The following is a 22383-nucleotide window of genomic DNA, read 5'->3' on the forward strand; positions in this document are numbered from 1 at the left end:
CCGCACCGGTCCGGGGCCCGTGCGTAGTACGGGGAACCGGCGCCGTCGCGACCCGCCCCTGACGTCCACGACCCAATCGACGGATTTCACACCGCTTCGCCCTTAAATGGGAAGCGTGACCACGCCCGCCCCCTCCACCTCGCCGGGCCGTGCGACGGGCACCGCGCCGACGGTGCCCGACCGCCGCTCGGCACTGCGCGCGGGCGCCGGGCTCGCCGGTGTCCTCGCCACCGGCTGTTCCCCCGGCGACGCCGCCGTACGCCCCTCGCGCCGGGCCCCCTCCCGGGCCCCGAACACCTCCGCCGGCTCGCACCCGGCGGCCGCGCCCCGCGCCTTCCCGCGGCAGCCCGCCCAGATCGCCCACGGCCCGCGCGACCGTCCCCGGGTGGCCCTCACCTTCCACGGCCAGGGCGACCCCGCCCTCGCCACGTCGATCCTGGACACGGCCGAGAGGGCGGGCGCGAAGATCACCGTGCTCGCGGTCGGCACCTGGCTGGACGAGCACCCGGGCGTCGCCCGCCGCGTCCTCGACGGCGGTCACGAGCTCGGCAACCACACCCTGCGCCACCTCGGCATCAACACCATGCCCGAGGCCGAGGCCCGCGCGGAGATCCAGGGATGCGCCCACCGGCTGCGGCGGCTGACCGGGTCGATCGGCACCTGGTTCCGGCCCTCCCGCGCCCCGCGCGCCACGCGGCTCGTCGAACGGTTGGCCCGCGACGCGGGCTACCCGCACGTCCTGTCGTACGACGTCGACTCGCTCGACTACACCTCGCCGGGGGCCGCGGCCGTCACCCGCAAGGTCATCGGCGAGGTCCGCAACGGATCGGTGGTGAGCCTGCACTTCGGGTACGCGGACACGCGCACCGCCTTCCCCGCCCTTCTCCACGAACTCGACCGCCGCGGCCTGGCCGTGGTGACCACCACGGAGCTGCTGAGCTGATGAACCCCACCACCATCGCGCGCGTACTCGTCGCCGGCGCCGCCCTCGCCGTGCTCGCCGGCTGCACCGGCGGTTCTCCGCACAAGGACCGGGCGCTCGCCTCCAGATCGCCCATGGGCCGCGCCGAGCCGCAGCAGCGGGCCGTCCAGGCCCTGCCGGGCATGCCGCCCGTGCTCGACCCGAAGGACGTCTACGCGGCCGACCGGCCCGGTCGGCTCTCCCCGGCGGTCAAGGACGTCCCGTCGCGCGTGTACGTCCCCAACACCAACTCCGGCACCGTCTCGGTCATCGACCCGGAGACCTACGAGGTCATCGACACCATCACGGTCGGCCGCCAGCCCCAGCACGTCGTCCCCTCCTGGGACCTCAAGACGCTCTGGGTCAACAACGACCTGGGCAACTCCCTCACCCCCATCGACCCGAGGACCGGCGAGGCGGGCACCCCGGTCGCCGTGCACGACCCGTACAACCTCTACTTCACGCCGGACGGCAGACACGCGGTCGTGATGGCGTCCAAGGACCGGGAACTGGTCTTCCGCGACGCGCACACGATGAAGGTGGTGAAGGCCGTTCCCGTGAGCTGCTACGGCGTCAACCACGCGGACTTCTCGCTCGACGGCCGCTACTTCGTCGTCTCCTGCGAGTTCAGCGGCGAACTGCTCAAGGTCGACACCGAGAGGATGAAGGTGATCGGCCGGCAGCGGCTGCCGTTCCACGACGCCATGCCGCAGGACGTGAAGGTCTCCCCGGACGGCAGGCGGTTCTATGTCGCCGACATGATGGCGAACGGCTTGTGGGTGCTGGACGGCGCCCGGTTCGCCCCGCCGTCCTTCATCCCCACCGGCAGGGGCGCCCACGGCCTCTACGTCAGCCGCGACTCCCGCGAGATGTACATCTCCAACCGGGGCGAGGGAACCATCTCCGTCTTCGACTTCGCACACAACCGGCTGACCAGGAAGTGGCGCCTGCCGGACGGCGGAAGCCCCGACATGGGGGGCGTCTCGGCCGACGGCAGGGTCCTGTGGCTGTCCGGCCGCTACCACTCCGAGGTGTACGCGATCGACACACGGACCGGTGAGCAGCTCGCCCGCATCAAGGTGGGCAGCGGGCCGCACGGCCTCGCCGTCTTCCCGCAGCCGGGCCGCTACTCGCTGGGACACACCGGCGTCTTCCGCTGACCGGACCGTGCCGCCCCACGACCGCGGACCCCGGGAGCCGCCGCGCGGCACCGGCCGCGGACGGCACCGTCCGCCGGGGCCTACGGGGCGAGGAGCAGCGCCTCCGAACCCACCGGAAGGTAACCCGCCGCCAGGAACGCCCGCAGGCTGCGGGCGTTGCCCGGGGACACCTGGGCCCAGACCGGCTCGCCGGCCAGGTGCCGCGCCGCCGCTGCGAGCGCCCGGCCCAGTCCCCGGTGCCGTACCGCCTCGTCCACCTCCACGGCGACCTCCAGCCGCCCGGCGACGCCACGCCCCAGCACCAGCACACCGCCGTCCGCGGCCCACACGCGCACGGCGTCCCGGCGCCGGCGCGCCCGGGCGACCCGGTCGTGGCCGGGATCGTCGATCGCGCTCAGCGCCAGCGGGGGCTCCCCCGGCAGCGGCGCTGCGACGGTGAGCAGGTCGATGGTGTCGTGCGACCGGCCGGTCCGCCGCATGAACGCCTCCAGGAACCGCGGATTCATCGTGGCGGCGAGCGTGTCACAGCCGACGGAGCCCAGCGTCTCGCGCACCCACCGCGGGTCCTCGTCCGTGAACACCACGGAGTGCGCGGTGAGGGCGATCACCCCGGCGTCGCGCGGCGAGTGCTGGCGTACCACGGTGGTGCCGCCGTCCGCCGGGGGGAAGACCCCGCGGGCCGCCGCGTCCAGGATGTCCCGCAGGCTGTCGGACATGAGTCGGTCGTCTCCTCCGGCTTGAGTCTCCACCCACTGGAAGGCCCACACTCGCAGACATGATCGACGACGGCACCGGCCTTTTCACCATCGGCGAACTGGCCCGCGCCACCGGACTCGCGGTGCGCACCATCCGGTACTGGTCGGACGAGGGCGCCCTGCCCCCGGTGGCCCGCTCCCCGGGCGGCTACCGCCTGTACGACACGGAGTGCGTGGCGCGCCTCGACCTGATCCGCACCCTGCGCGAACTGGGCCTCGGCCTGGACGACGTCCGCAGGGTGCTGGCCGGCGAGACGACGGCGGCGGAGGTGGCCGCGCGGCATGTGGCCGCCCTGGACGCGCAGATCCGTTCCTTGAGGGTGACCCGGGCGGTGCTGTCGACCGTGGCGCGACGTGGTTCGACCGCAGAGGAGATGACCCTGATGAACAGGCTGGCGCGGCTGTCGGCGGCCGAGCGGCAGCGGATCGTGGACGAGTTCGTGGAGGAGACGCTGCACGAGCTCGACACCGTGGACCCGGACATCCGCGAGCGGATGCGGCGCACCTCGGTGGACCTGCCGGAGGATCCGACACCCGAGCAGGTCGACGCCTGGGTGGAGTTGGCGGAGATGATCCAGGACCCGGAGTTCCGGGCCCTGATGCGGAAGGCGGCCGAGTTCAACGCGGCCGACCGGGGCCCCGGCGTACCGGCCGGCGCGTCCCTGTGGTTCGTCAGGCGCCTCGTCGGGCTGGTGGGGGCGGCACGGGAGCGCGGGATCGCGCCCGGGGCGCCCGAGGCGGACGGGGTGCTGCGCGAACTGCTCGGCGACGCCGACCCGTCCGCGGTGCTGGACCGCATGGAGACGGCCTTCAACGGGCGGGTCGCCCGCTACCGCGAGCTGCTGTCCGTCGTCAACGGCCGGTCCGAGCCCGTCCACCGGGAGGACTTCGCCTGGGTGGTCGCCGCACTGAGGGCTCGCACGGGCCGTTAGTCTGACCTGCGTCGGTACGACAGTAGGACAGATAAATCGCGACACAAAGGGGCGGATCGGTGGCGGACATCGAGGAAGCACGCAAGCAGTTCCAGCGGATCGATGCGGACGGTGACGGGTTCATCACCGCCGCCGAGTTCAAGGCCGCACTGGCCCAGGAGGGCGACTGGAACGTCACCGAGACGGTGGCCGAGGCCGTCATCAGGACGAGGGACCTCAACGGCGACAAGGTGCTGTCCTTCGACGAGTTCTGGACCTACCTGAACAAGTGACCCCGGCGCCGCGGGGACGCCCGCGCCGGCAACGGCCGGGTGTCCCCGGGCACGCGGCGGGCACCGCGTCGTAGAATCTCAACCATGATGAAATCCGCGGCGCGGGGGAGAAGGTCCGGGAAGCCCGACACACGCGCCCAGATCCTCGACATCGCCCGCCGGCGCTTCCTCCTCGACGGGTACCAGGCCGTCACGCTGCGTGCCGTCGCCGCCGAGGCGGATGTGGACGTCGCCCTGGTCAGCTACTACTTCGGCTCCAAGAAGGGCCTCTTCGGGGCGGCTCTCGCCCTGGCCGGCAACCCCGCCGAGACCCTGGCCCGCACGGTGGCGGGTGATCCGGCCACGTTTCCCCAGCGCGCCCTGCGCGACCTGCTCGCCCTGTGGGAGAACCCCGAGTCGGGCGCGCCCCTGCGCGCCCTGATCGCCGCGGCCACCCAGGACCAGGCCATCACCGATCTGGTCAAGGAGATGATGGAACGGGAGATGATCGACACGATCGCTGCCCGGATCGGCGGGGCGGACGCCCGCACGCGCGCCGGCGCGTTCTGCGCGCACATCGCCGGCCTCGTGGTGACGCGCTACATCCTCCGCCTGGAACCGGTGGCCTCCATGGCGCCCGATGACATAGTCCGGATCTACGGCCCGCCCCTGCGCCTGGCGCTGCGCGAGCCCCCGCGGCGCCCCGCGGGCCGCCGTCACCCGTACGGCGCAGACGCGGAATAGCCCGCACCGCCCGGAGGTTGGTGCTGCCCAGCGACGGGGCCATCGGGCTCCGCCGGACACATCCCCGGAAAGGGCGAGGCGAGTCAGGACATGAAGATCGGCATCATCGGAGCGGGCAACATCGGCGGCAACCTCACCCGGCGGCTCACCGCCCTCGGCCACGACGTCTCCGTCGCCAACTCCCGCGGCCCGCACACGCTGACCGCACTGGCCGAGGAGACGGGCGCGACCCCCGTCACCGTGGGGGAGGCGGCCCGCGGCGCCGAGGTCGTCGTGGTCACGATCCCCGTCAGGGCGGTCCCGGACCTGCCGTCCGGGCTGCTCGACGGCGCGGCCGACGACGTCGCGGTGATCGACACCGGCAACTACTACCCGCGGCAGCGGGACGGGCGGATCGCGGCGATCGAGGACGAGGGCCTGACCGAGAGCCGCTGGACCGAACGGCAGATCGGCCATCCCGTGGTCAAGGCGTTCAACGGCACCTACGCCCAGGACATCCTGGAGCGTCCCCGTCCGGCCGGCGATCCCGAGCGCATGGCGCTCCCGGTCGCGGGCGACGACGAGGCGGCCAAGCGGCGGGTGCGGGACCTGATCGACGAACTCGGCTTCGACACGGTCGACGCCGGCGGCATCGACGACTCCTGGCGCCAGCAGCCCGGCACCCCGGTGTACGGGCTGCGGGCAGGTGCCGGCGCCGTCACCAAGGCGCTGGCGGAGGCGTCACCCGAGCGCACCGCGGACTTCCGCGCCTAGGGGACGACGCGGCGGGACACGCGGGGCTTCGCGCGGCCGGGGCGCGGAGTCCCGATGTGGTTTCCGGGGCCCGGTGTCCCGGGCTACCGGGGCGCTCAGTGTCCGGTGACCCGCATGGTGATCTCGGCGATGCGCTCCGCGGTGAGATCCGGCGGCAGGACCGGCTGGACCAGGTGGCTGACCGTCAGGCGCACGACGGCCTCGATGGCCAGGTCCCGTGAGCGGGCGTCGATGTCGGACCAGACCTCCGCCGCGTAGGCGGTGAGCATGGTGGTGGCCGTCTCCAGGAGGGGCTCGGAGCGGGTGGTGAGGTGGGCGAGCAGATCCCCCTCACCGCCGCGGGGGCTGGTCAGGATGGCCTTGAGGAGCGGGTTGTCGGCCGCGGTGCGCAGGGTGTATCCGATGGCGGCGGTCACCGCCGCCTTCATGTCGTCGGGGTGGGCGAGGAGTTGGTCCTGGATGCCGGTGAGGAAGCGCTCCACCTCGCGCATCACCAGGGCTTGCCCGATGGCTCCCTTGGACCCGTACTCGGTGTAGACGGTCTGCCTGCTCACGCCGGCGGCGGTGGCGATATGGGTCATCTTCAGCCGGTCCCAGCCCTCGGCCGCGACCCGCTCGTAGGCGGCGTCCAGGATCCGCTCCTTGAGCAGGGAACGGACCGACTCTCGATAGCGCGTCATCTCGGGCCCATCCTAACGAGCCTCGTCCGCTCTCTTGACGGTCACTGAAGTTACTGTCTAGTTTCTGGACACTCAAAGGCGAAAGTGTCCAGGAGGTGGTGTCATGGCGGGGACCGCGTACCCGCTCGGGCCGTCGGTGTCGCAGGTGACCTGGCGGGACGGCAAGCGGTATCTGTGGCTGCTCGGGCTCGTGCTGCCCGCCTTTCCGTTCGCCGCCTGGGGCCTGGCGTCGGCCACCGGGCAGGGCTTCTTCTGGTGGGTGCTGCTGCTGGTCGTCTTCGGCGTGATACCGCTGGTGGACCTGCTGGTCGGCAAGGACTCCGCCAACCCTCCGGACAGCGTCCTCGTCTGGCTGGAGTCGGACCGCTACTACCGCTGGTGCACCTACCTGTTCCTCCCACTGCAGTACGCGGGGCTGGTCCTGGCCTGCTGGCTGTGGTCGCGTCCCGGCCTGTCGGCCGTGGACAAGGCGGGGCTGACCGTCACCCTCGGCATCGTCGCCGGTTTCGGCATCAACACCGCGCACGAGCTGGGTCACAAGAAGGATGCGCTGGAGCGCTGGCTCGCGCGGATCGCCCTCGCCCAGACCTGCTACGGCCACTTCTACATCGAGCACAACCGCGGTCACCATGTGCGGGTCGCCACCCCCGAGGACCCGGCCAGCTCCCGCGTGGGCCAGTCCTTCTGGGCCTTCCTCCCCCGGTCCGTGTACGGCAGCGCCCGCTCGGGCTGGCGCCTGGAGAAGGAACGGCTCGCCCGGCTCGGAAAGGGCCCGTGGACCCTGCACAACGACGTGCTCGGCGCCTGGGCCATGTCGGCGGTCCTCTTCGCCGCCCTGACCGCCGTGTTCGGTCCCGGTGTGCTGCCGTACCTGGGGGTGCAGGCCGTCATCGGCTTCTGCCTGCTGGAGGTCGTCAACTACCTGGAGCACTACGGCCTGCTGCGGCAGAAGACCCCCTCGGGCCGTTACGAGCGCTGCACCCCCCAGCACAGCTGGAACAGCGACGACATCGCCTCCAACGTCTTCCTCTACCACCTCCAGCGGCACAGCGACCACCACGCCAACCCCACCCGCCGCTACCAGGCGCTGCGCCACTTCGAGGACTCCCCGCAACTGCCCACCGGATACGCCGGCATGATCCTTCTCGCCGTCGTCCCCCCGCTGTGGCGGCGCGTGATGGACCCGAGGCTGCTCGCCCACTACGACGGCGATGTCACCCGGGCCAACATCCACCCCCGTACCAGGAACAGGGTCCTGACCCGCCACGGGGTGCGTCGATGAGCCGTTACCGGTGCCCCGTGTGCGACTACGTCTACGACGAGGACACCGGCGCGCCCCGCGAGGGATTCCCCGCGGGCACGTCCTGGGCCGGCGTGCCCGACGACTGGTGCTGCCCCGACTGCGGGGTGCGCGAGAAGATCGACTTCAAGGAGCTGCCGTGAAGGTCTGGGAGTGCCTGGTGTGCGGTTTCGTCTACGACGAGACCAAGGGCTGGCCCGAGGAGGGCATCGCTCCCGGCACCCGCTGGGAGGACGTCCCGGACGACTGGTGCTGCCCCGACTGCGGCGCCGCCAAGGCCGACTTCCGGATGGCCGAGGCGTCCCGTGCCTGAGACCACGCCCCGCACCATCGCCGTCGTCGGCACGGGAATCGCCGGGACGACCGCCGCGCTCACGCTGCGCGAGGAGGGCTTCGACGGCCGCGTCCTGCTGATCGGCGACGAACCCCACGCGCCCTACCGGCGCCCGCCGTTGTCCAAGGACTTCCTCAAGCGGGCCGTACCGGCCGAGCGGATCCGTCTGAAGGCGCCGGCGGTCTGGCAGGAGCTGGACATCGAACTGCGCACCGGCACCGAGGTCACCGGCATCGGCGACGGCGCCCTGGAACTGGCCGACGGCAGCAGGCAGCCGTACGACAGGCTGCTGCTGGCCACCGGCGGACGCGCCCGCACCCTGCCGTACGCCGCCGGGCACGACCATGTGCACACGCTGCGCCACCTCGGGGACGTGCCCGCCCTCCGCGCCGACCTGGAGTCTGGTGGACCCCTGCTGGTCATCGGCGCCGGACTGGTCGGACTCGAGGTCGCCGCGAGCGCCCGCTCGATGGGACTGGACGTCACCGTCGTGGAGGCCGCGCCCGAGCCCCTGCGCCGGGTGCTGCCGGCACATCTGCGCAGGGCCGTCCTGGAACTGCACCGGGCGCACGGGACCCGGCTGCACACCGGTGTCACGATCAAGCACCTGGTCCGGCGCGGCGGCACCCTGGTGGCCACCGCCCATGACGGACGGAGCTGGCAGGCGCACACGGTCCTGATCGCCGTGGGCATCCTGCCCCGTACGGAACTGGCCGCCCGGGCCGGTCTGGAGGTGGACGACGGAATCCTCGTCGACGCCTACGGCGCCACCAGCCGTCCGCACGTCTTCGCGGCCGGAGACGTGGCCCGCTGCCCCGACCCCCTCCTGGGGCGGCGGGTGCGCAACGAGCAGTGGAACCACGCCCAGCAGCACGCCGCCGCCGTGGCGAGGAACATGCTCGGCGCCGCCACACCGTTCACCGCGGTGCCCTGGTCATGGACCGACCAGTACGGCGTCCTGCTGCAGATCGCCGGGCATCCCGCCGACGCCGATGCCCTGACCGTGCAGGGCGACGTCGACGGGTTCGACTTCGCCGCCCTGGCGACCGCGAACGGACGTCCCGTCGGGGCCGTGGCATCCGGCAGACCCCTCGACTTCCGCGCCCTGCGCACCGTACTCGACCGCCACCTCGCCGACGGCGACCGCCCGGGGCCGCCCGCCGAGGAGTCCGGCGGGCGGGGTCGGGCACACGACCGGCGACCACACCGCACAGCGACGACATGACCGTGCCGTCCGGCGCGCCGGACTGTCTCGGGGCGCGGGGTGGCCCGCCGGTGCGGCGGGCCACCCCGCCCCGCCCTCCCCGCGCGCTGACGTCTACGCCTCGCAGCATGGGGGGCTCCCTGGCGTGCTGGTGGGGGAATCAGGGCCCGCCTGAATCATCTGGCACGGGTGATATGCCCCATCAGCGCGGGAGTCAGCCCCTTTCGGCGACCGAACTGAGGACCGAGGCCGACTTCGCGGACCAGTCGGAGGTGATGACGCTCGCGTGGTCCCGGGCCAGCAGCGACAACCGCGCGGCCACCTCCGCGTCGGTCGGGTTCGTGGACGAGATGGCCGGCGACACGTCGGCGGCGGCCGTCATGATCAGGATGTAGTGACCGCTGTCGTACCAGGACGTGTCGTAGCCGCCGTTGACGTACGCCGCCGCGTCCCCGTCGAAGAACACGAACCACGGGCGGATCGAGGCGTCGTAGCGGCCGGTGCGGGGATCACCGGTGGCCGCGCCCAGGACGGCCGGGAACGCCTGGGCGCTGGAGATGTTCCCCGCGGCGTACAGGTCGCGCAGATGGTCGCCGTACTCCTCGTCCGTCCAGTAGGAGTCGAACGGGTTGTTCATCTCGACCGTGCCGGGGATGAGTTCGAACAAGACCTTGCCCCGGAGATCGTCGCGGGAGGGCCAGGCACCGGCCCTGGTGGCCGCGTCGAGCGTCGGGTACGTGGAGCCCAGCAGGTCCGACGGCTTGTAGACGATGTCGCCGAGCTTCGAGGACACCAGCGCGTCGAACTCGTCCGGGCCGAGCCCGCCCTTGTCGTAGAAGCCGGCCTTCATCTCCACCTTGAAGATGATCGGCCGGTGGTCGGGGTGGAGCTGGTGCCAGGCGGCGATGTTGTCGAGGCAGCTGCCGAGATCCTGGTTGCGGCTCTTGCTGTAGAGCTCGGCCGGGGTCTTCGCCGCCTCGCAGTTGTTGTCGTTGCCGAGCGGATTGCTGTGGCTGACCCGCCAGCGCTTGCTGAGGATGTCGGTGTAGACGTCCAGCTCCAGCAGCGAGGCGCCGGAGTCGAGGGCCTGCGCGAAGTACGTGTACTTGTCCTTCTCGTACGCGTTGTGCGTCCCGATCGTGGTCGTGCCGGAGAACGAGGGCGCCGCCGCGTGGGCGTTGCCTCCTGCCGACATCAGCATCGCGGCGGCACCCAGCAGTGCCGCCAGCCGTCTCATCGCCCACACGTGTCAACTCCCTTTTGCTGCCGATAAGTTGACGGCAGCTTAGGAGGGAGCGGTTACCGATCGGTAGCCCCAGGGGGAACATCGGCCCCGGTCGTGGCGTCGCCCTCGTCGTGGCAGGCGCGATCTCGGCTAACGTCAACTCCGCGTTGTTCAGGGAGGGGAGACGGAGCATGTCGGCTGCCGGGCGGGTCGGAGCTGTCGTCGGCACCACCGGTGTCCTTGCAGGCTGGACCGTGGTCGCGATGTTCACCCGGGCGCCGGTGCTGCTCGTCGGAGCCCCGATGGCCGGTGCGCTGTGGCTGCTGGTGCTGCTGGACAGCGGTTATCTGCTCGGCCGTGAGTGGGCCCACCGTCGGCGGCGTCGCGCCAGCGAGCCGAAGCGTGCTGCCTGGACCCCCGCGCCCGAGGTGCTTGGGCCCCTTGACTACCCGGGCGTCATACGGCGTCCCGGGACGGGAGGCCCCGGCGCTGCCGATGACGCCGTCGACCGGCAGGGACGGTTTCGGGCGACCGGCATCCGGCTCGCCGTGCTGCCCGCGCTCGCGGTGCTTTTCCTCACCGTCCAGACCGTCTTCCTGCGGCCCGGGGGCGAGCTGGCCCTCGGATTCGTCTTCGCGGAGTGCCTGCTGCTGCTCGCCATGATCTGGACGGTGTGGACCGAGCAGGAGCCCTCCCGACCCTGGGTCGTCAACCGGACCAGAGCCGAACTCTTCCGACGGGAGATGTTCCTCATCCTCGCGCAGACTGGTCCGTACCTGGGCCTGGCACCGGACGAGGTCCCGCCGGTCCGGGACGCCCGGCTGAACCTCCTCGCTCATGCCGGTCCCGCCCAACTCGACGACTTACTCTGTCTGCGGGACCGGGGCGCCGACGGCGTGGACAGGCACTGGCGCGACGAGGTGTGGCGTCATACCGGCTCCGCCCGCCCCGACACCGCGGAGCGCATGCGCACCTACCTCGACCACCGGATCCGGCGGCAGGCCCTGTTCTTCGAACTCGCCGCCGTGAAGTGCGAACGCACCGAGAAGCTGCTCGGCAGGGTCGCCAAGGGGGCCATTCTCGCGGGTATCGCCGTCGCGCTCGGCTATGCGGTACTTCTGGCCGCGGGGCCCCGTGCAGCCCAGCCGTCCGCCGTGTCCCTGGTGATCGCGCTGCTCGCGGCGGGGCTGCCACCCCTGTGCAACAGCGTGCTGGCGGTGCAGAACCTCCTCGCCTCCCAGCGGTTGGCCGCGTCGTACCGGGAGGTCCGCCAGGAACTGCTCGGCCACGAGAACACGTTGCGCAGGCTCATCGGCGAGCACACGGCCGACGACTCCGGCGCCGCATTCCGCGCGCTCGCCGTCGGGGTCGAGTCGGCCTTGACCGAGGAACTACGCCGCTGGCGGATCACCGTGGCCAAGCCCGAGTTTGACGCGGGCCTGTGAAATCCCCTTTACGCGGACGCATTTGGGAGACCACGTCCCGTGGCGACGGACGATGGATCACAATCGGGGCGTGAGGGATGTCTTCATCAGCCACAGTGCGCGCGGTGACGCCTTCGCCACGGCCGTGCTGGAGAGGCTCGTCGACGGGCTCGCGACGAAGAATCTGCGGCCGCTGGTGGACCAGGACGACATCCCGCCCGGCAACGAGTGGCGCCCACACGTCGTCGACTGGCTCGCGCGCTGCGATGCGGCCGTCGTCCTGCTCAACGACAAGGCGCTGTCTTCTGACTGGGTGCGGCGTGAGGTCAACATCCTCATGTGGCGCCGCGCTCTCGGCGCACCCGTGTTCGTGGTGCCGGTACTGCTCGGCGTCCCCTCGACCGGCGTGGTGAAACAGGCCGGGCTGGAGGAGCTGAGGCCCATTCAGTTCGCGCGCACACGGGCCGGGGCCGCGCAGGACGCCGAGGGCCTCGCCGGGGCGGTGCTCGCCCGGTTCGCGGACCTGCCCGACGCCGGCCCCGACGGCAGTGCCATGAGCGAGTGGCTCGACCGCCTCGACACCTATCTGTCCGAGGCCCGGCGGGGCGACCCTTTGGTCAAGGCGGCGACCGCCTTGGGGCTGCCGCAGAAGTATCTCCCCAAGGTGACCACCCAGCAGGGCGGTTGCCTCTTCCTGGCCCACCAGTTCCTGGTGGCGCCGCCCGACCGGGTGGAGAAGGCGCTGAACAGCCTGGCTCCGACGCTGTCGGAGACCACCTTGCGCCGGCTGATCCGGGACCTCGTCGCCACCTGGGTTGACGCGGAGGCCGCCCGCAAGGTGCTGCCTCCATCGGGCGCACTACCGCAGGAGATGACCGTTCTGCTCAATGCCTCCCGCCGCGGCACGGCACAGCAGTACATCCTGCGGGCCACCTGCGGAAGCACATGGGGCTACGAAGTCCAGTCGGTCGGAGACCTGCCGACCGGCGAAGACCGGGTGGGCGAGCGGGTCCGCGACTGGGAGCAGGCCGTGTGGGTCCAGTTCTTCGACGCCGTCACCGAAGAGGACCGCATCCTGCCGGACGATCTCTACGAGCGTACCCACTACCTGGTGATCGACAAGTTCGGCCGACCCGACTCCGAGTTCGCCGAGGCCGTCGCACGCCTGCACGGCATCTTCTCCTGGCTGATAGTCCTGGTGACGACCGGCAAGGCCGCTCCCGAGGACGACGTGCGGGCAGCCTTCAAGAACTCCGTCCTGCTGGAGCCGCTCCTCACGGAGTCCGATGAGGCGACCGCGCAGCTGCGCAACCGGCGCCTGAAGAAACTGCCCGAGCAACTCACCCGCGTCGATTAGGAGTTTCGGTGACCGCACACGTTCCTCACGGCCCGGACCCCAGGGACGGCCGGGTCTACGACATGCCGGAGGACCTCCGTCTGGCCATCGACGTCGCGCTGGCCACCGACCGCCCGCTGCTGCTGAGCGGCGAACCCGGATCGGGCAAGTCGTCCCTGGCACCGTACATCGCTCGTGAGAGGGACCTGCGGTACTACGAGCATGTGGTGACCTCCCGCACCCAGGCGACCGATCTGCTGTGGACCTTCGACAGCGTGCGCCGGCTAGCGGATGCGCAGGCGCATCGCATGCAGTGGAACGACGCCCACTACATCCAGCCCGGCGTCCTGTGGTGGTCGCTCGCCCCCGTGTCGGCATGCACCCGCGGCGGCCTGCTGAAGCCGCTCGACCACCACGATCCCCTGGAGCGGTTGTACCGGCAGCACGGCACCAAGGGCGCCGTCGTCCTCATCGACGAGATCGACAAGGCGGACCCGGACGTGCCCAACAGCCTCCTGGTGCCCCTGGGCTCCCAGGAGTTCACGGTCGCCGAGACCGGCACGACGGTGTGCCGGGAACCCGGTGTCGGCACGCATCTGGTCGTCATCACCACCAACGGTGAGCGTGAACTCCCACAGGCGTTCCTGCGCCGGTGCATCACCTTCGAACTGCCCGCACCCACCGAGGACAGCCTGGCGCGGATCGCCGAGCTCCATCTCAAGTACGAGAACGTGGAACTGGACGAGGCGACCATGGAACTCGTCATCATGCTGGCCGAGGAACTCATGAAGGCCCGTCACGACAAGGACGCCCGCCGCGACCGGCTGCCCAGCACGGCCGAGTACCTGGACGCGCTGCGAGCCTGCCGCACCATGAACCTCCACCCGGGTGACCCTCACTGGCAACTCGTCCGGAACCTGACCCTGCTCAAGCCGCAGCACCGAGAAGGCTGACCGTGCGCTCGCGGATCTGGATCGGCGACGTCGTCCGTGCCCTCGCCGTGGCCCGGGACGAGAGGGAGCAGGCAAAAGTCCTGCACCTGCTCGGCTACGAGGGATCCGTCGCACCGCCGTCCGACACCCCGCGGACCGCAGGCGCCTCGATGTCCCCGTCAGGGGCTCATTCCAAGGCCCCGCACGCCCAAGCGGCCCCCCGGCACGCAGCCGAGCCGCCGCCACCGGCTCCCGACGCGGATCCGCCCAAGCCGCACGCCGACGAGGCGCATCGGCCGGAACCGAATGCCGCAGTGGACGGACTGCCCCTGCTGCAACCGATACGCACCGAACCGGCCGACGCGCCCGCGCAACCGGGCGAACCCCTCGCCGGTCCGGCTCCCGGGCGGGTGTCGCTGCCGCACCTGACTCTCCTGGAACCCCGGTGGACCGCCTCCATCCTGAGGGCGGCCCTCTCCCGCCAGGTCGACGAGGGCCCCGTCGACATCCCGGCACTGATCGATACGCTGGCGCACGGCCGCCCCGTCACCCGGCTGCCGCGCCGCCCCGTGCCGACCCTGCGCTTCGGCGTGCAGGTCCTGGTCGACCGGAGCATCGGCATGCAGCCGTTCCGGCGTGACCAGGACGACCTCGTCGCCCGGATCCGCGCGGTCGTCGGCGCCGGCCTTGTCGACGTCGGCTACTTCTCCGGCGTTCCGCAACGAGGAACGGGACCCGGCGCACGCTGGACGCGCACCCCGTACGAGCCCCCGGCCCGCGACACCCGCGTCCTGCTCCTGTCCGACCTCGGCCTGGGGGGCCCGGCACACGACCGCACCGGCGGCACACGCCGGGACTGGGAGGAGTTCGTCACCTGCGTCACGCGAGCCGGCTGCCCCGTCGTGGCGCTGTCCCCGTATCCGCCGGAACGCCGGCCCACCTGGATGTCGCGGCTCCTGCCCGTGGTGACGTGGGACCGCGTCACCACCGCGGGCCGGACCGGTGTGACCGTGAGACGGAGGACGCCATGAGCGAACCGCTCCGGAAGCTGCCGCCCCCGCCGCCGCCGGGCGCTCTCGAACTCGCCATGGCCCTGAGCTTCGCCACCCGCATCGAACCCGAGCTGATCCGGGCGGTGCGACTTCGCATCCTGCCGCATCTCGACGCCGGTGCCGAGGCCGACCTGTGGTTCTGCGCCTGGGTGGGCGCCCGTACTCCCGAGGCGATCGCCCTGCTGCCGGAATGCCTGCCGTACCTGCGGGCGGGCCTGGTGCGGAACCTGCGGGACAATCCCCGCCTGGGGCGCGTCACGGAGGTGGTCTCCGCGTTCCACCGCGATCTGTCTCCCGCGCTGTTCCTCGAGGAACAGATCACCTGGTTCGGCATCAACGGCGACACCGACGCCGCCTCACGCCACCTCGGCCGGGCCCTGCACGCGCTCGTACGGGAGAACCGCACGGGCCTGGCCGGCTGGTTCGCGGAGTCGTGGCAGCGGCTGCCCGCGGAGACCCGCTCGACCGCGGCCGCGTGGAGCCTGGCCAACGCGGCCCGTGCTCATGCCCCGTCCCTCGACCCCGGCACCGTGCCGGATCTGGCTCTCGACGCGGTCGCATCGATCGTGCCGGCCGTCGCACAGACGCGGCTCGGGGTGCTCCGCGAGGCGGACGGCGGTCTGCTGCTCGGAGACGTCGAGGGGCCCGGTGCCATGGCGATCCTCGTTCCCGACACGCATCCGCGCATCGTCGAGGTGGTTACCGACGCCGGGAGCCATGCCGTCCAGGTCGCGGGCGGGACCGTTGCCCGCATCGAGGCGGGTGGCGGCGCGGTCGAGCTGCGTACCGGCGCCGGGCACGTCTACGCGATCGAACGGCGCGTCCGGGACCCGGCTGCGGGCACGCCGCAGAGGGCACCCGAGCGGGAGGTGCTGCCCGAGCGGGGGGAGATCAGGGCGCAGGCGGCTCTCGGCATGGTGCAGGAGCTCCGGAACCTCATCCGCCGGTTCTGTGCCCAGGACGACTACGAGGCGCTGACCAGGGCGGTCCGGCTGTCCGAGAACGCCCTGCGCGACGGATACCCCCCGCGGCGCTTTCCCGAACTCGGCGTCCTGGCGGCCGAGGCGCAGTACCTGAGTGGTCTCCACCTCGGCAGGCCGCAGGCCCTCAACCGTGCCGTCCGGATCAGCAACGAGGTGCGGACGCTCGCCGACGCCGATGGCGGCGCGATCCTTCGGGCCGACACCACGTACGGGGCCGCGCACCGCGAACTCTTCGCGTACAGCGAGGACATCTCCGAACTGAACGAGGCCCTGAAGGCCCTCGAACGCCATGCGCGGCGGCACCTGACGCACACGGCGCGCCGTGCACGGCCGCCGGTGACCGACGGGGACACCGACCGCCTCGCCGCCGAACTGCTGCGTACCCATCTGGCGCTGCACGAGGCGGGTGCCCACGGCAACCATCTGCGGCGCGCCCTGGACGTCGCCGAGTGGGCGGACCGCGGCGCAGAGGTGGCCACGGCCGTGGCGTTGCCGCTGGCCCGCATCCATCTTGCGCGGTACGAGACGACGTGGACGGCGGCCGACCTCGAACGGGCCGAGATGTTGGCCTACTTCAGCCGCGAGCCCGAGCGGTGCGAGTCGGAGCGGGCAGAGGCACGAGCGGTTCTCGCCGCCGTGTCCCTGGCCCGGTTCCGCACGGACGGCGACCGCGTCGGACTCGACACGGCCGCGGAATGGCTGCAGACCGCGCTCCACATGGTGCCGTCGAAGGCACGGCTGCAGAGCGCCCGGTTGCAGGTCGACCTCGCCGAGGTACTGCGGCTGCGGTTCCGGCTGCTGAGCGAGCGTGCGGACCTGGACCGGGCACGGGAACTCGTCTTGAAGGCCGTGGACTTGCTGCCGAAGGCGTCCGTGTGGCGGCGCGCCGCCCTCAGCTGCCTGAACCGCTGCCTGGTCGCAGCCCATCACGAGTACGGGGAGCAGGCCGATCTCGATCGCGCCGTCGTGGCCGCCCGGGAGGCCACGCGCGGCCTCAGCGCCGGACCGGGGTCGGCGCAGTGGCACACGGCACGGGCCCGGCTCGCCGACTCGCTGCAACGGCAGTACAAGGCGACCGGTACCCAGGCGTTCCTCGACGAGGCCATCAGCGTCCTCGACCGCGCCCCGAAGGATTTCCGGCTCGTGTCACCCTCCGTTCGGGCGGATCATGCCATCGCCCTCGGCTCGGTCCTGCTGGAGCGGGCGGCGCTGTGGTCTTCGGAGGTGGATGCCGGCCGGGCGCTGGACGTGCTGGGCTCGGGATGGCGGGACGCGCTGGAGGCCGGGCTCCGCGCCGACGAGGTGCTGCTGGTGCGCGCAGCGGCCATCGCCGTGCGCGCCGAGGCGGGGTATCGCGTCCCGGGGTCGGAACTGCGCACCACGGCGGACCAGGTGGAAGAGGTCGCGCGAAGCCCGGAAGCCTCCCCTGTGCTGCGGCTGAGGGCCGCGCTGCTGTGGGGCAGGCTGGCCCTGCGGCTCGGAGCTCTCGGCGACTTCATCCGCAGTCACGAGGAGGCCACCCAAGGAATCCCGGCGCTCGTGCTGCTGTCCGGCGACGCCCATGGGGACGTCGTGCAGGAGTGGGCCGAACGCTGTGGGGAGGCCGCCGCCTGCGCGCTCGAGACGGGAGAACCCGAACGCGCGCTGGCGTTCCTCGAACAGCGCGGCTCGCTGCTCTCCGCCCGGACCGCGTTGTCCCGCGCCGAGGTGGACCGGCCGGCCGGGATGGCACCGAGCCTCGCGGCGGAGCTGCGGTGGCTGTGGGCGCTGCTCAACCTGGAGACCGGAGCGGCCGAACCGCCGGCGCTGCTCCACAGGCGCCGGGTGGCGGCCCAGGCGGACCGGTTGGTCGCGGCGATCCGGGCCACTCCTGGCTTCGAGCACCTCTTCACCTCGATGCCCGCTGGCGAGATGATCGCAGCCGCGGTGGAGGGTCCCCTCGTCGTTCTGAACGCGGCCGCCCGCCGCTGTGACGCACTGATCGTCACGCGCCAGGGGATCTCGTCGGTGCCGTTGCCCGACCTGGCCGACGTCACCGAACAGGCGGAGCGCTACCGCGGCCTGGCGCTCGACCGCAGCCGGGCGCCGCGGGCCGCCGAAGCGTCGAGTCTGCTCGAACGGCTGTGGTTCACGGTGGTGCGACCGGTGCTGACAGCCGCGGGACTGACAACCGCGTACCGACCCGCCCGGCCCCTGAGGGCCCCTGACCACCGCCGGCCACCGGAGAGCGCGGAGGACACCGAACCGCTCCACCGGTCGGCGCAGCCGCCCGAGGCGGTTCTATCCAGGATCTGGTGGTGCCCCACCGGCCCGTTCGCCTTGCTGCCCCTGCATGCGGCGGGTCCGGGCAACGCGGCCATGGACTACGCGGTGCACTCCTACACGCCGGGCATCCGGGCACTCGTGGAGGCCCGGTCGTGGGACGTGCGGCAGAGGTACACGTCCGTCGGCACCACCGGGCCGTTGCTCGTCGTGATCGAACCCGGGACGTCCTACGGGTCCGGGGAACTGGACCAGATCCGCCGTACCGTCCCCGGCGTCACGCTCCTCAGCGGCGGCGACGCCACGGCCGCGAGGGTCAGGGCGGAACTCGCCGTCCATCCGCTCGTCCACTACATCGGGCCCGGCGACCTCGCCGACGGTGCGCCCCGACCGGATGCCGGCGACGGGGCGTTCGGCCGGAGCCCCCTTCCCGAGGGCCTGGTCGAGGATGGGGCCCTGGCCTATCTGTCGGCCGACAACACGGCCGGTCCCGGCGCCGCGATCGCGGGCGGCGGCCCCTCACTCGCCGCGTGCTTTCACGCCGCGGGCTATCGCCATGTGATCGCCGTGCTGGGCAGGATCGAAGACGACACCGCCACCCGCATCGCGGGCCATGTGTACGAAGCGCTCTCGGACTCCGGCGGGGGACTGCATCCGGACCTCGCGGCGCGGGCGCTGCACTACGCCCTGCGGCGCGCGGATGAGGCCGGCTCCGGCCGTGCGCTGCTCGCCCGCGCCGCCATGGTGCACATGGGGCCGTAGCCAGACCGGGCGTGCGGGGGACCGTCCGGATGGCTCGCGACCGCCGCCAGGGCCGTACCGTTCGGGCCCTCTGCACTCAGCACTCGATGATGTTCACCGCCAGCCCGCCCCGGGCCGTCTCCTTGTACTTCACGCTCATGTCCGCCCCGGTCTCCTTCATGGTCTTGATGACCTTGTCCAGCGAGACCTTGTGCGAGCCGTCGCCGCGCATCGCCATCCGTGCCGCCGTGACCGCCTTCACCGCGGCCATACCGTTGCGCTCGATGCACGGGATCTGGACCAGGCCGCCGACCGGGTCGCAGGTCAGGCCGAGGTTGTGCTCCATGCCGATCTCGGCCGCGTTCTCGACCTGCTCCGGCGTGCCGCCCAGCACCTCCGCCAGGGCGCCTGCCGCCATCGAGCAGGCCGAGCCCACCTCGCCCTGGCAGCCGACCTCGGCGCCGGAGATGGAGGCGTTCTCCTTGAAGAGCATGCCGATGGCGCCCGCGGCGAGCAGGAAGCGGACCACCCCGTCCTCGTCCGCGCCGGGCACGAAGTCGATGTAGTAGTGGAGGACGGCCGGGATGATGCCCGCGGCGCCGTTGGTGGGTGCGGTCACGACCCGTCCGCCGGCCGCGTTCTCCTCGTTGACCGCCATCGCGAAGAGCGTGATCCACTCCATCGCGCGGGCGGTGGGGTCGCCCTCGGCGCGCAGCTGCCGGGCGGTGACCGCGGCCCGGCGGCGCACCTTCAGGCCGCCCGGCAGGATGCCCTCGCGGGACATGCCGCGCGCCACGCACGCCCGCATCACCCGCCAGATCTCCAGCAGCCCGGTGCGGACCTCCTCCTCGGTGCGCCAGGCCCGCTCGTTCTCCAGCATCAGCGAGGAGATGGACAGGCCCGTGTCGCGGGCCAGCGTCAGCAGCTCGTCGCCGGTGCGGAAGGGGTACTTCAGGACCGTGTCGTCCAGCCTGATGCGGTCCGCGCCGACCGCGTCCTCGTCCACGACGAACCCGCCGCCCACCGAGTAGTACGTCTTCGACAGCAGTTCGGCCCCCGAGGCGCCGTACGCCCACAGGGTCATGCCGTTCGCGTGGTAGGGGAGGGCCTTGCGGCGGTGCAGGACCAGGTCGTCGTCGAAGGAGAAGGCGATCTCGTGCTCGCCGAGCAGCCGGATCCGGCCCGACTCCTTGATCGCCTCCACCCGGTCGTCGGCCGTCTCCACGTCCACCGTGCGCGGTGAGGCGCCCTCCAGGCCGAGCAGCACCGCCTTGGGCGTGCCGTGGCCGTGGCCGGTGGCGCCCAGGGAGCCGTACAGCTCCGCGCGCAGCGACACGACGGAGTCCAGCAGCCCCTCGTTGCGCAGCCGGCGGGCGAACATGCGCGCCGCCCGCATGGGGCCGACCGTGTGGGAGCTGGACGGGCCGATGCCGATCGAGAACAGGTCGAAGACCGAGATGGCCACGGAGGTCTCCTAGGGTCTCGACGGACGCCGTTGTCCGTCGTGGGAGCTGGGATCCGGGGGCGCGAGGCGCCCGGAGGGGGAGGGATGGACGAGTGGTTCATGAGGCGGGGCACCGCGCTCACCCACCAGTGTGCGCGGTGCCCCGGACGTATGTGCGACAGAAAGCGTGCGAAATTACTTCAGACCGGGGTACAGCGGATGCCTGTCGGTCAGGGCCTTCACCCGGGCCCTGAGCGCCTGCGCGTCGTAGGACGGCTTCAGCGCCTCCGTGATGACGTCCGCGACCTCGGTGAAGTCCTCGGCCGAGAAGCCGCGGGTGGCCAGGGCGGGCGTGCCGATCCGCAGGCCGGAGGTCACCATGGGCGGGCGCGGGTCGTTCGGGATCGCGTTCCGGTTGACCGTGATGCCGACCTCGTGGAGGCGGTCCTCGGCCTGGCGGCCGTCCAGCTCGGAGTTGCGCAGGTCGACCAGGACGAGGTGCACATCGGTGCCGCCGGACAGCACGTCGACACCCACGGCCCTGACGTCGTCCCGGACCAGGCGCCCGGCGAGGATCTTCGCCCCCTCCAGCGTCCGCCGCTGCCGCTCCCCGAACTCCTCCGAGGCCGCGACCTTGAACGCGACCGCCTTGGCGGCGATCACGTGCTCCAGGGGACCGCCCTGCTGACCCGGGAAGACCGCGGAGTTGATCTTCTTGGCCAGCTCGGACGTCGAGAGGATCACACCGCCGCGCGGACCGCCCAGCGTCTTGTGGGTCGTCGTGGTGACGACATGGGCGTGCGGCACCGGGTTCGGGTGCAGGCCCGCCGCCACCAGGCCGGCGAAGTGCGCCATGTCGACCATGAGGTAGGCGCCGACCTCGTCCGCGATCCGGCGGAAGGCGGCGAAGTCCAGTTGGCGCGGATAGGCGGACCAGCCCGCCACGATCAGCTTCGGCCGGGACTCCTTGGCCAGGCGCTCGACCTCGTCCATGTCGACGACGCCGTCGTCGCCGACGTGGTAGGCCACCACGTTGTAGAGCCTGCCGGAAAAGTTGATCTTCATTCCGTGGGTCAGGTGCCCGCCGTGCGCGAGGTTCAGACCCATGATCGTGTCACCGGGCTGCAGCAGCGCGAACATCGCCGCCGCGTTGGCCTGGGCGCCCGAGTGCGGCTGCACATTGGCGTGCTCCGCGCCGAAGAGCTCCTTGACCCGGTCGATGGCGATCTGCTCGACCACGTCGACGTGCTCGCAGCCGCCGTAGTAGCGGCGGCCGGGGTAGCCCTCGGCGTACTTGTTGGTCAGCACCGAGCCCTGTGCCTCCATGACCGCGACCGGGGCGAAGTTCTCCGAGGCGATCATCTCGAGGGTGGACTGCTGACGGTGCAGCTCGGCGTCGACCGCGGCGGCCACCTCGGGGTCGAGCTCATGCAGGGGCGTGTTGAGAACGGACATGTGTGCCACGGCTCCTCAGCCGGCGGTGTGGGCGTCGTACTCGTCGGCGGAGAGCAGGTCGGCCGGCTCCTCCGTGACACGCACCTTGAACAGCCAGCCGCCCTCGAACGGGGCCGAGTTCACCAGCGACGGGTCGTTGACGACGTCCTCGTTGATCTCGGTGACCTCGCCGGTGACCGGGGCGTAGAGGTCGCTCACGGACTTGGTGGACTCCAGTTCACCGCAGGTCTCGCCCGCGGTCACGGTGTCACCGACCTCCGGGAGCTGGACGTACACGACATCGCCGAGCGCGTTGGACGCGAACTCCGTGATGCCGACCGTCGCGACGCCGTCCTCGGCGGCCGACAGCCACTCGTGCTCCTTGCTGTAACGCAGCTGCTGGGGGTTGCTCATGGCCTGGATTCTCCTGTACGCGCGGGAGGGGTGGTGAGTGGGGGACTGCTGGAGGTGCTCGT

At 71.8% G+C, this 22383-nt stretch carries 21 protein-coding genes; 15 read left to right on the top strand and 6 right to left on the bottom strand.

The annotated features are described in order from the left end of the window. Positions 1–106 precede the first annotated feature (106 nt). Together ACZ79I_RS28010 and ACZ79I_RS28015 are read left to right on the top strand one after the other, a co-directional pair. Positions 107–943, top strand: a complete 837-nt coding sequence (locus tag ACZ79I_RS28010) for a polysaccharide deacetylase family protein (protein ID WP_471500588.1) — start codon at positions 107–109, stop codon at positions 941–943. Further along, complete coding sequence (locus tag ACZ79I_RS28015) at positions 943–2121, top strand: YncE family protein (protein ID WP_471500590.1); 1179 nt, start codon at positions 943–945, stop codon at positions 2119–2121. Before ACZ79I_RS28010 ends, ACZ79I_RS28015 begins: the two co-directional genes overlap by 1 nt. An 80-nt stretch (positions 2122–2201) precedes the next feature. On the opposite strand, the gene ACZ79I_RS28020 is transcribed toward ACZ79I_RS28015, so the two are convergent. Beyond that, on the bottom strand, positions 2202–2837 hold the full coding sequence (locus ACZ79I_RS28020; RefSeq protein ID WP_471500592.1) for a GNAT family N-acetyltransferase: 636 nt from the start codon (positions 2835–2837) through the stop codon (positions 2202–2204). Between the two features lie 59 nt (positions 2838–2896). On the opposite strand from ACZ79I_RS28020, the gene ACZ79I_RS28025 reads away from it, so the two are divergent. The 4 genes from ACZ79I_RS28025 to ACZ79I_RS28040 all read left to right on the top strand — a co-directional run bounded on the left by ACZ79I_RS28025 (position 2897) and on the right by ACZ79I_RS28040 (position 5556). Further along, positions 2897–3808, top strand: coding sequence for a helix-turn-helix domain-containing protein (locus ACZ79I_RS28025; protein WP_471500594.1), 912 nt, complete (start codon positions 2897–2899; stop codon positions 3806–3808). Positions 3809–3867: 59 nt separating this feature from the next. Next, a complete protein-coding gene (locus ACZ79I_RS28030; protein ID WP_471500596.1) occupies positions 3868–4080 on the top strand; it encodes an EF-hand domain-containing protein in 213 nt (70 codons plus the stop codon). Between the two features lie 84 nt (positions 4081–4164). Further along, the gene (locus ACZ79I_RS28035) at positions 4165–4803 is read left to right on the top strand and encodes a TetR/AcrR family transcriptional regulator (RefSeq protein WP_471500598.1); all 639 of its coding nucleotides are present in this window, start codon (positions 4165–4167) and stop codon (positions 4801–4803) included. A 60-nt stretch (positions 4804–4863) separates the two neighbouring features. Next, complete coding sequence (locus ACZ79I_RS28040) at positions 4864–5556, top strand: NADPH-dependent F420 reductase (protein ID WP_471505275.1); 693 nt, start codon at positions 4864–4866, stop codon at positions 5554–5556. A 95-nt stretch (positions 5557–5651) separates the two neighbouring features. Here ACZ79I_RS28040 and ACZ79I_RS28045 read toward each other — a convergent pair whose 3' ends face one another. Continuing rightward, positions 5652–6236, bottom strand: a complete 585-nt coding sequence (locus tag ACZ79I_RS28045; protein WP_471500600.1) for a TetR/AcrR family transcriptional regulator — start codon at positions 6234–6236, stop codon at positions 5652–5654. 103 nt (positions 6237–6339) lie between these two features. Between ACZ79I_RS28045 and ACZ79I_RS28050 the strand changes: the two genes are divergently transcribed. The 4 genes from ACZ79I_RS28050 to ACZ79I_RS28065 are packed head-to-tail and all read left to right on the top strand — an operon-like array spanning position 6340 to position 9095. Beyond that, a complete protein-coding gene (locus tag ACZ79I_RS28050) occupies positions 6340–7518 on the top strand; it encodes an alkane 1-monooxygenase (RefSeq protein ID WP_471500602.1) in 1179 nt (392 codons plus the stop codon). Next, positions 7515–7679, top strand: coding sequence for a rubredoxin (locus ACZ79I_RS28055; protein ID WP_471500604.1), 165 nt, complete (start codon positions 7515–7517; stop codon positions 7677–7679). Before ACZ79I_RS28050 ends, ACZ79I_RS28055 begins: the two co-directional genes overlap by 4 nt. After that, positions 7676–7849 (top strand): rubredoxin, encoded by a 174-nt coding sequence (locus ACZ79I_RS28060; RefSeq protein WP_381090344.1) that lies wholly within the window; start codon positions 7676–7678, stop codon positions 7847–7849. Before ACZ79I_RS28055 ends, ACZ79I_RS28060 begins: the two co-directional genes overlap by 4 nt. After that, on the top strand, positions 7842–9095 hold the full coding sequence (locus ACZ79I_RS28065; RefSeq protein ID WP_471500606.1) for an NAD(P)/FAD-dependent oxidoreductase: 1254 nt from the start codon (positions 7842–7844) through the stop codon (positions 9093–9095). Before ACZ79I_RS28060 ends, ACZ79I_RS28065 begins: the two co-directional genes overlap by 8 nt. A 193-nt stretch (positions 9096–9288) precedes the next feature. Here the strand turns inward: ACZ79I_RS28065 and ACZ79I_RS28070 are convergent, their stop codons facing one another. After that, positions 9289–10311 (bottom strand): phosphatidylinositol-specific phospholipase C domain-containing protein, encoded by a 1023-nt coding sequence (locus tag ACZ79I_RS28070; RefSeq protein WP_471505278.1) that lies wholly within the window; start codon positions 10309–10311, stop codon positions 9289–9291. A 179-nt stretch (positions 10312–10490) separates the two neighbouring features. Between ACZ79I_RS28070 and ACZ79I_RS28075 the strand changes: the two genes are divergently transcribed. From ACZ79I_RS28075 to ACZ79I_RS28095, 5 genes are all read left to right on the top strand, one after another. Beyond that, positions 10491–11744, top strand: a complete 1254-nt coding sequence (locus ACZ79I_RS28075; RefSeq protein WP_471500608.1) for a hypothetical protein — start codon at positions 10491–10493, stop codon at positions 11742–11744. A 70-nt stretch (positions 11745–11814) separates the two neighbouring features. Further along, a complete protein-coding gene (locus ACZ79I_RS28080; protein WP_471500610.1) occupies positions 11815–13080 on the top strand; it encodes a toll/interleukin-1 receptor domain-containing protein in 1266 nt (421 codons plus the stop codon). An 8-nt stretch (positions 13081–13088) separates the two neighbouring features. Further along, the gene (locus ACZ79I_RS28085; protein WP_471500612.1) at positions 13089–14012 is read left to right on the top strand and encodes an AAA family ATPase; all 924 of its coding nucleotides are present in this window, start codon (positions 13089–13091) and stop codon (positions 14010–14012) included. Positions 14013–14014: 2 nt separating this feature from the next. Next, positions 14015–15022, top strand: coding sequence for a hypothetical protein (locus ACZ79I_RS28090; protein WP_471500614.1), 1008 nt, complete (start codon positions 14015–14017; stop codon positions 15020–15022). Next, positions 15019–19050, top strand: coding sequence for a CHAT domain-containing protein (locus ACZ79I_RS28095; RefSeq protein WP_471500616.1), 4032 nt, complete (start codon positions 15019–15021; stop codon positions 19048–19050). The genes ACZ79I_RS28090 and ACZ79I_RS28095 overlap by 4 nt, the downstream gene beginning before the upstream one ends. A 76-nt stretch (positions 19051–19126) precedes the next feature. On the opposite strand, the gene ACZ79I_RS28100 is transcribed toward ACZ79I_RS28095, so the two are convergent. The 3 genes from ACZ79I_RS28100 to gcvH form a co-directional block, all read right to left on the bottom strand. Continuing rightward, positions 19127–20494 carry an L-serine ammonia-lyase gene (locus tag ACZ79I_RS28100; RefSeq protein WP_471500618.1) on the bottom strand — a complete coding sequence of 456 codons (1368 nt, stop codon included), beginning with the start codon at positions 20492–20494 and terminating at the stop codon, positions 19127–19129. Between the two features lie 174 nt (positions 20495–20668). Continuing rightward, positions 20669–21928 carry a serine hydroxymethyltransferase gene (glyA, locus tag ACZ79I_RS28105; protein ID WP_471500620.1) on the bottom strand — a complete coding sequence of 420 codons (1260 nt, stop codon included), beginning with the start codon at positions 21926–21928 and terminating at the stop codon, positions 20669–20671. A 15-nt stretch (positions 21929–21943) separates the two neighbouring features. Beyond that, a complete protein-coding gene (gene gcvH, locus ACZ79I_RS28110; protein ID WP_471500622.1) occupies positions 21944–22321 on the bottom strand; it encodes a glycine cleavage system protein GcvH in 378 nt (125 codons plus the stop codon). Positions 22322–22383 lie beyond the last annotated feature (62 nt).

Source organism: Streptomyces sp. PSU-S4-23, assembly GCF_055632315.1.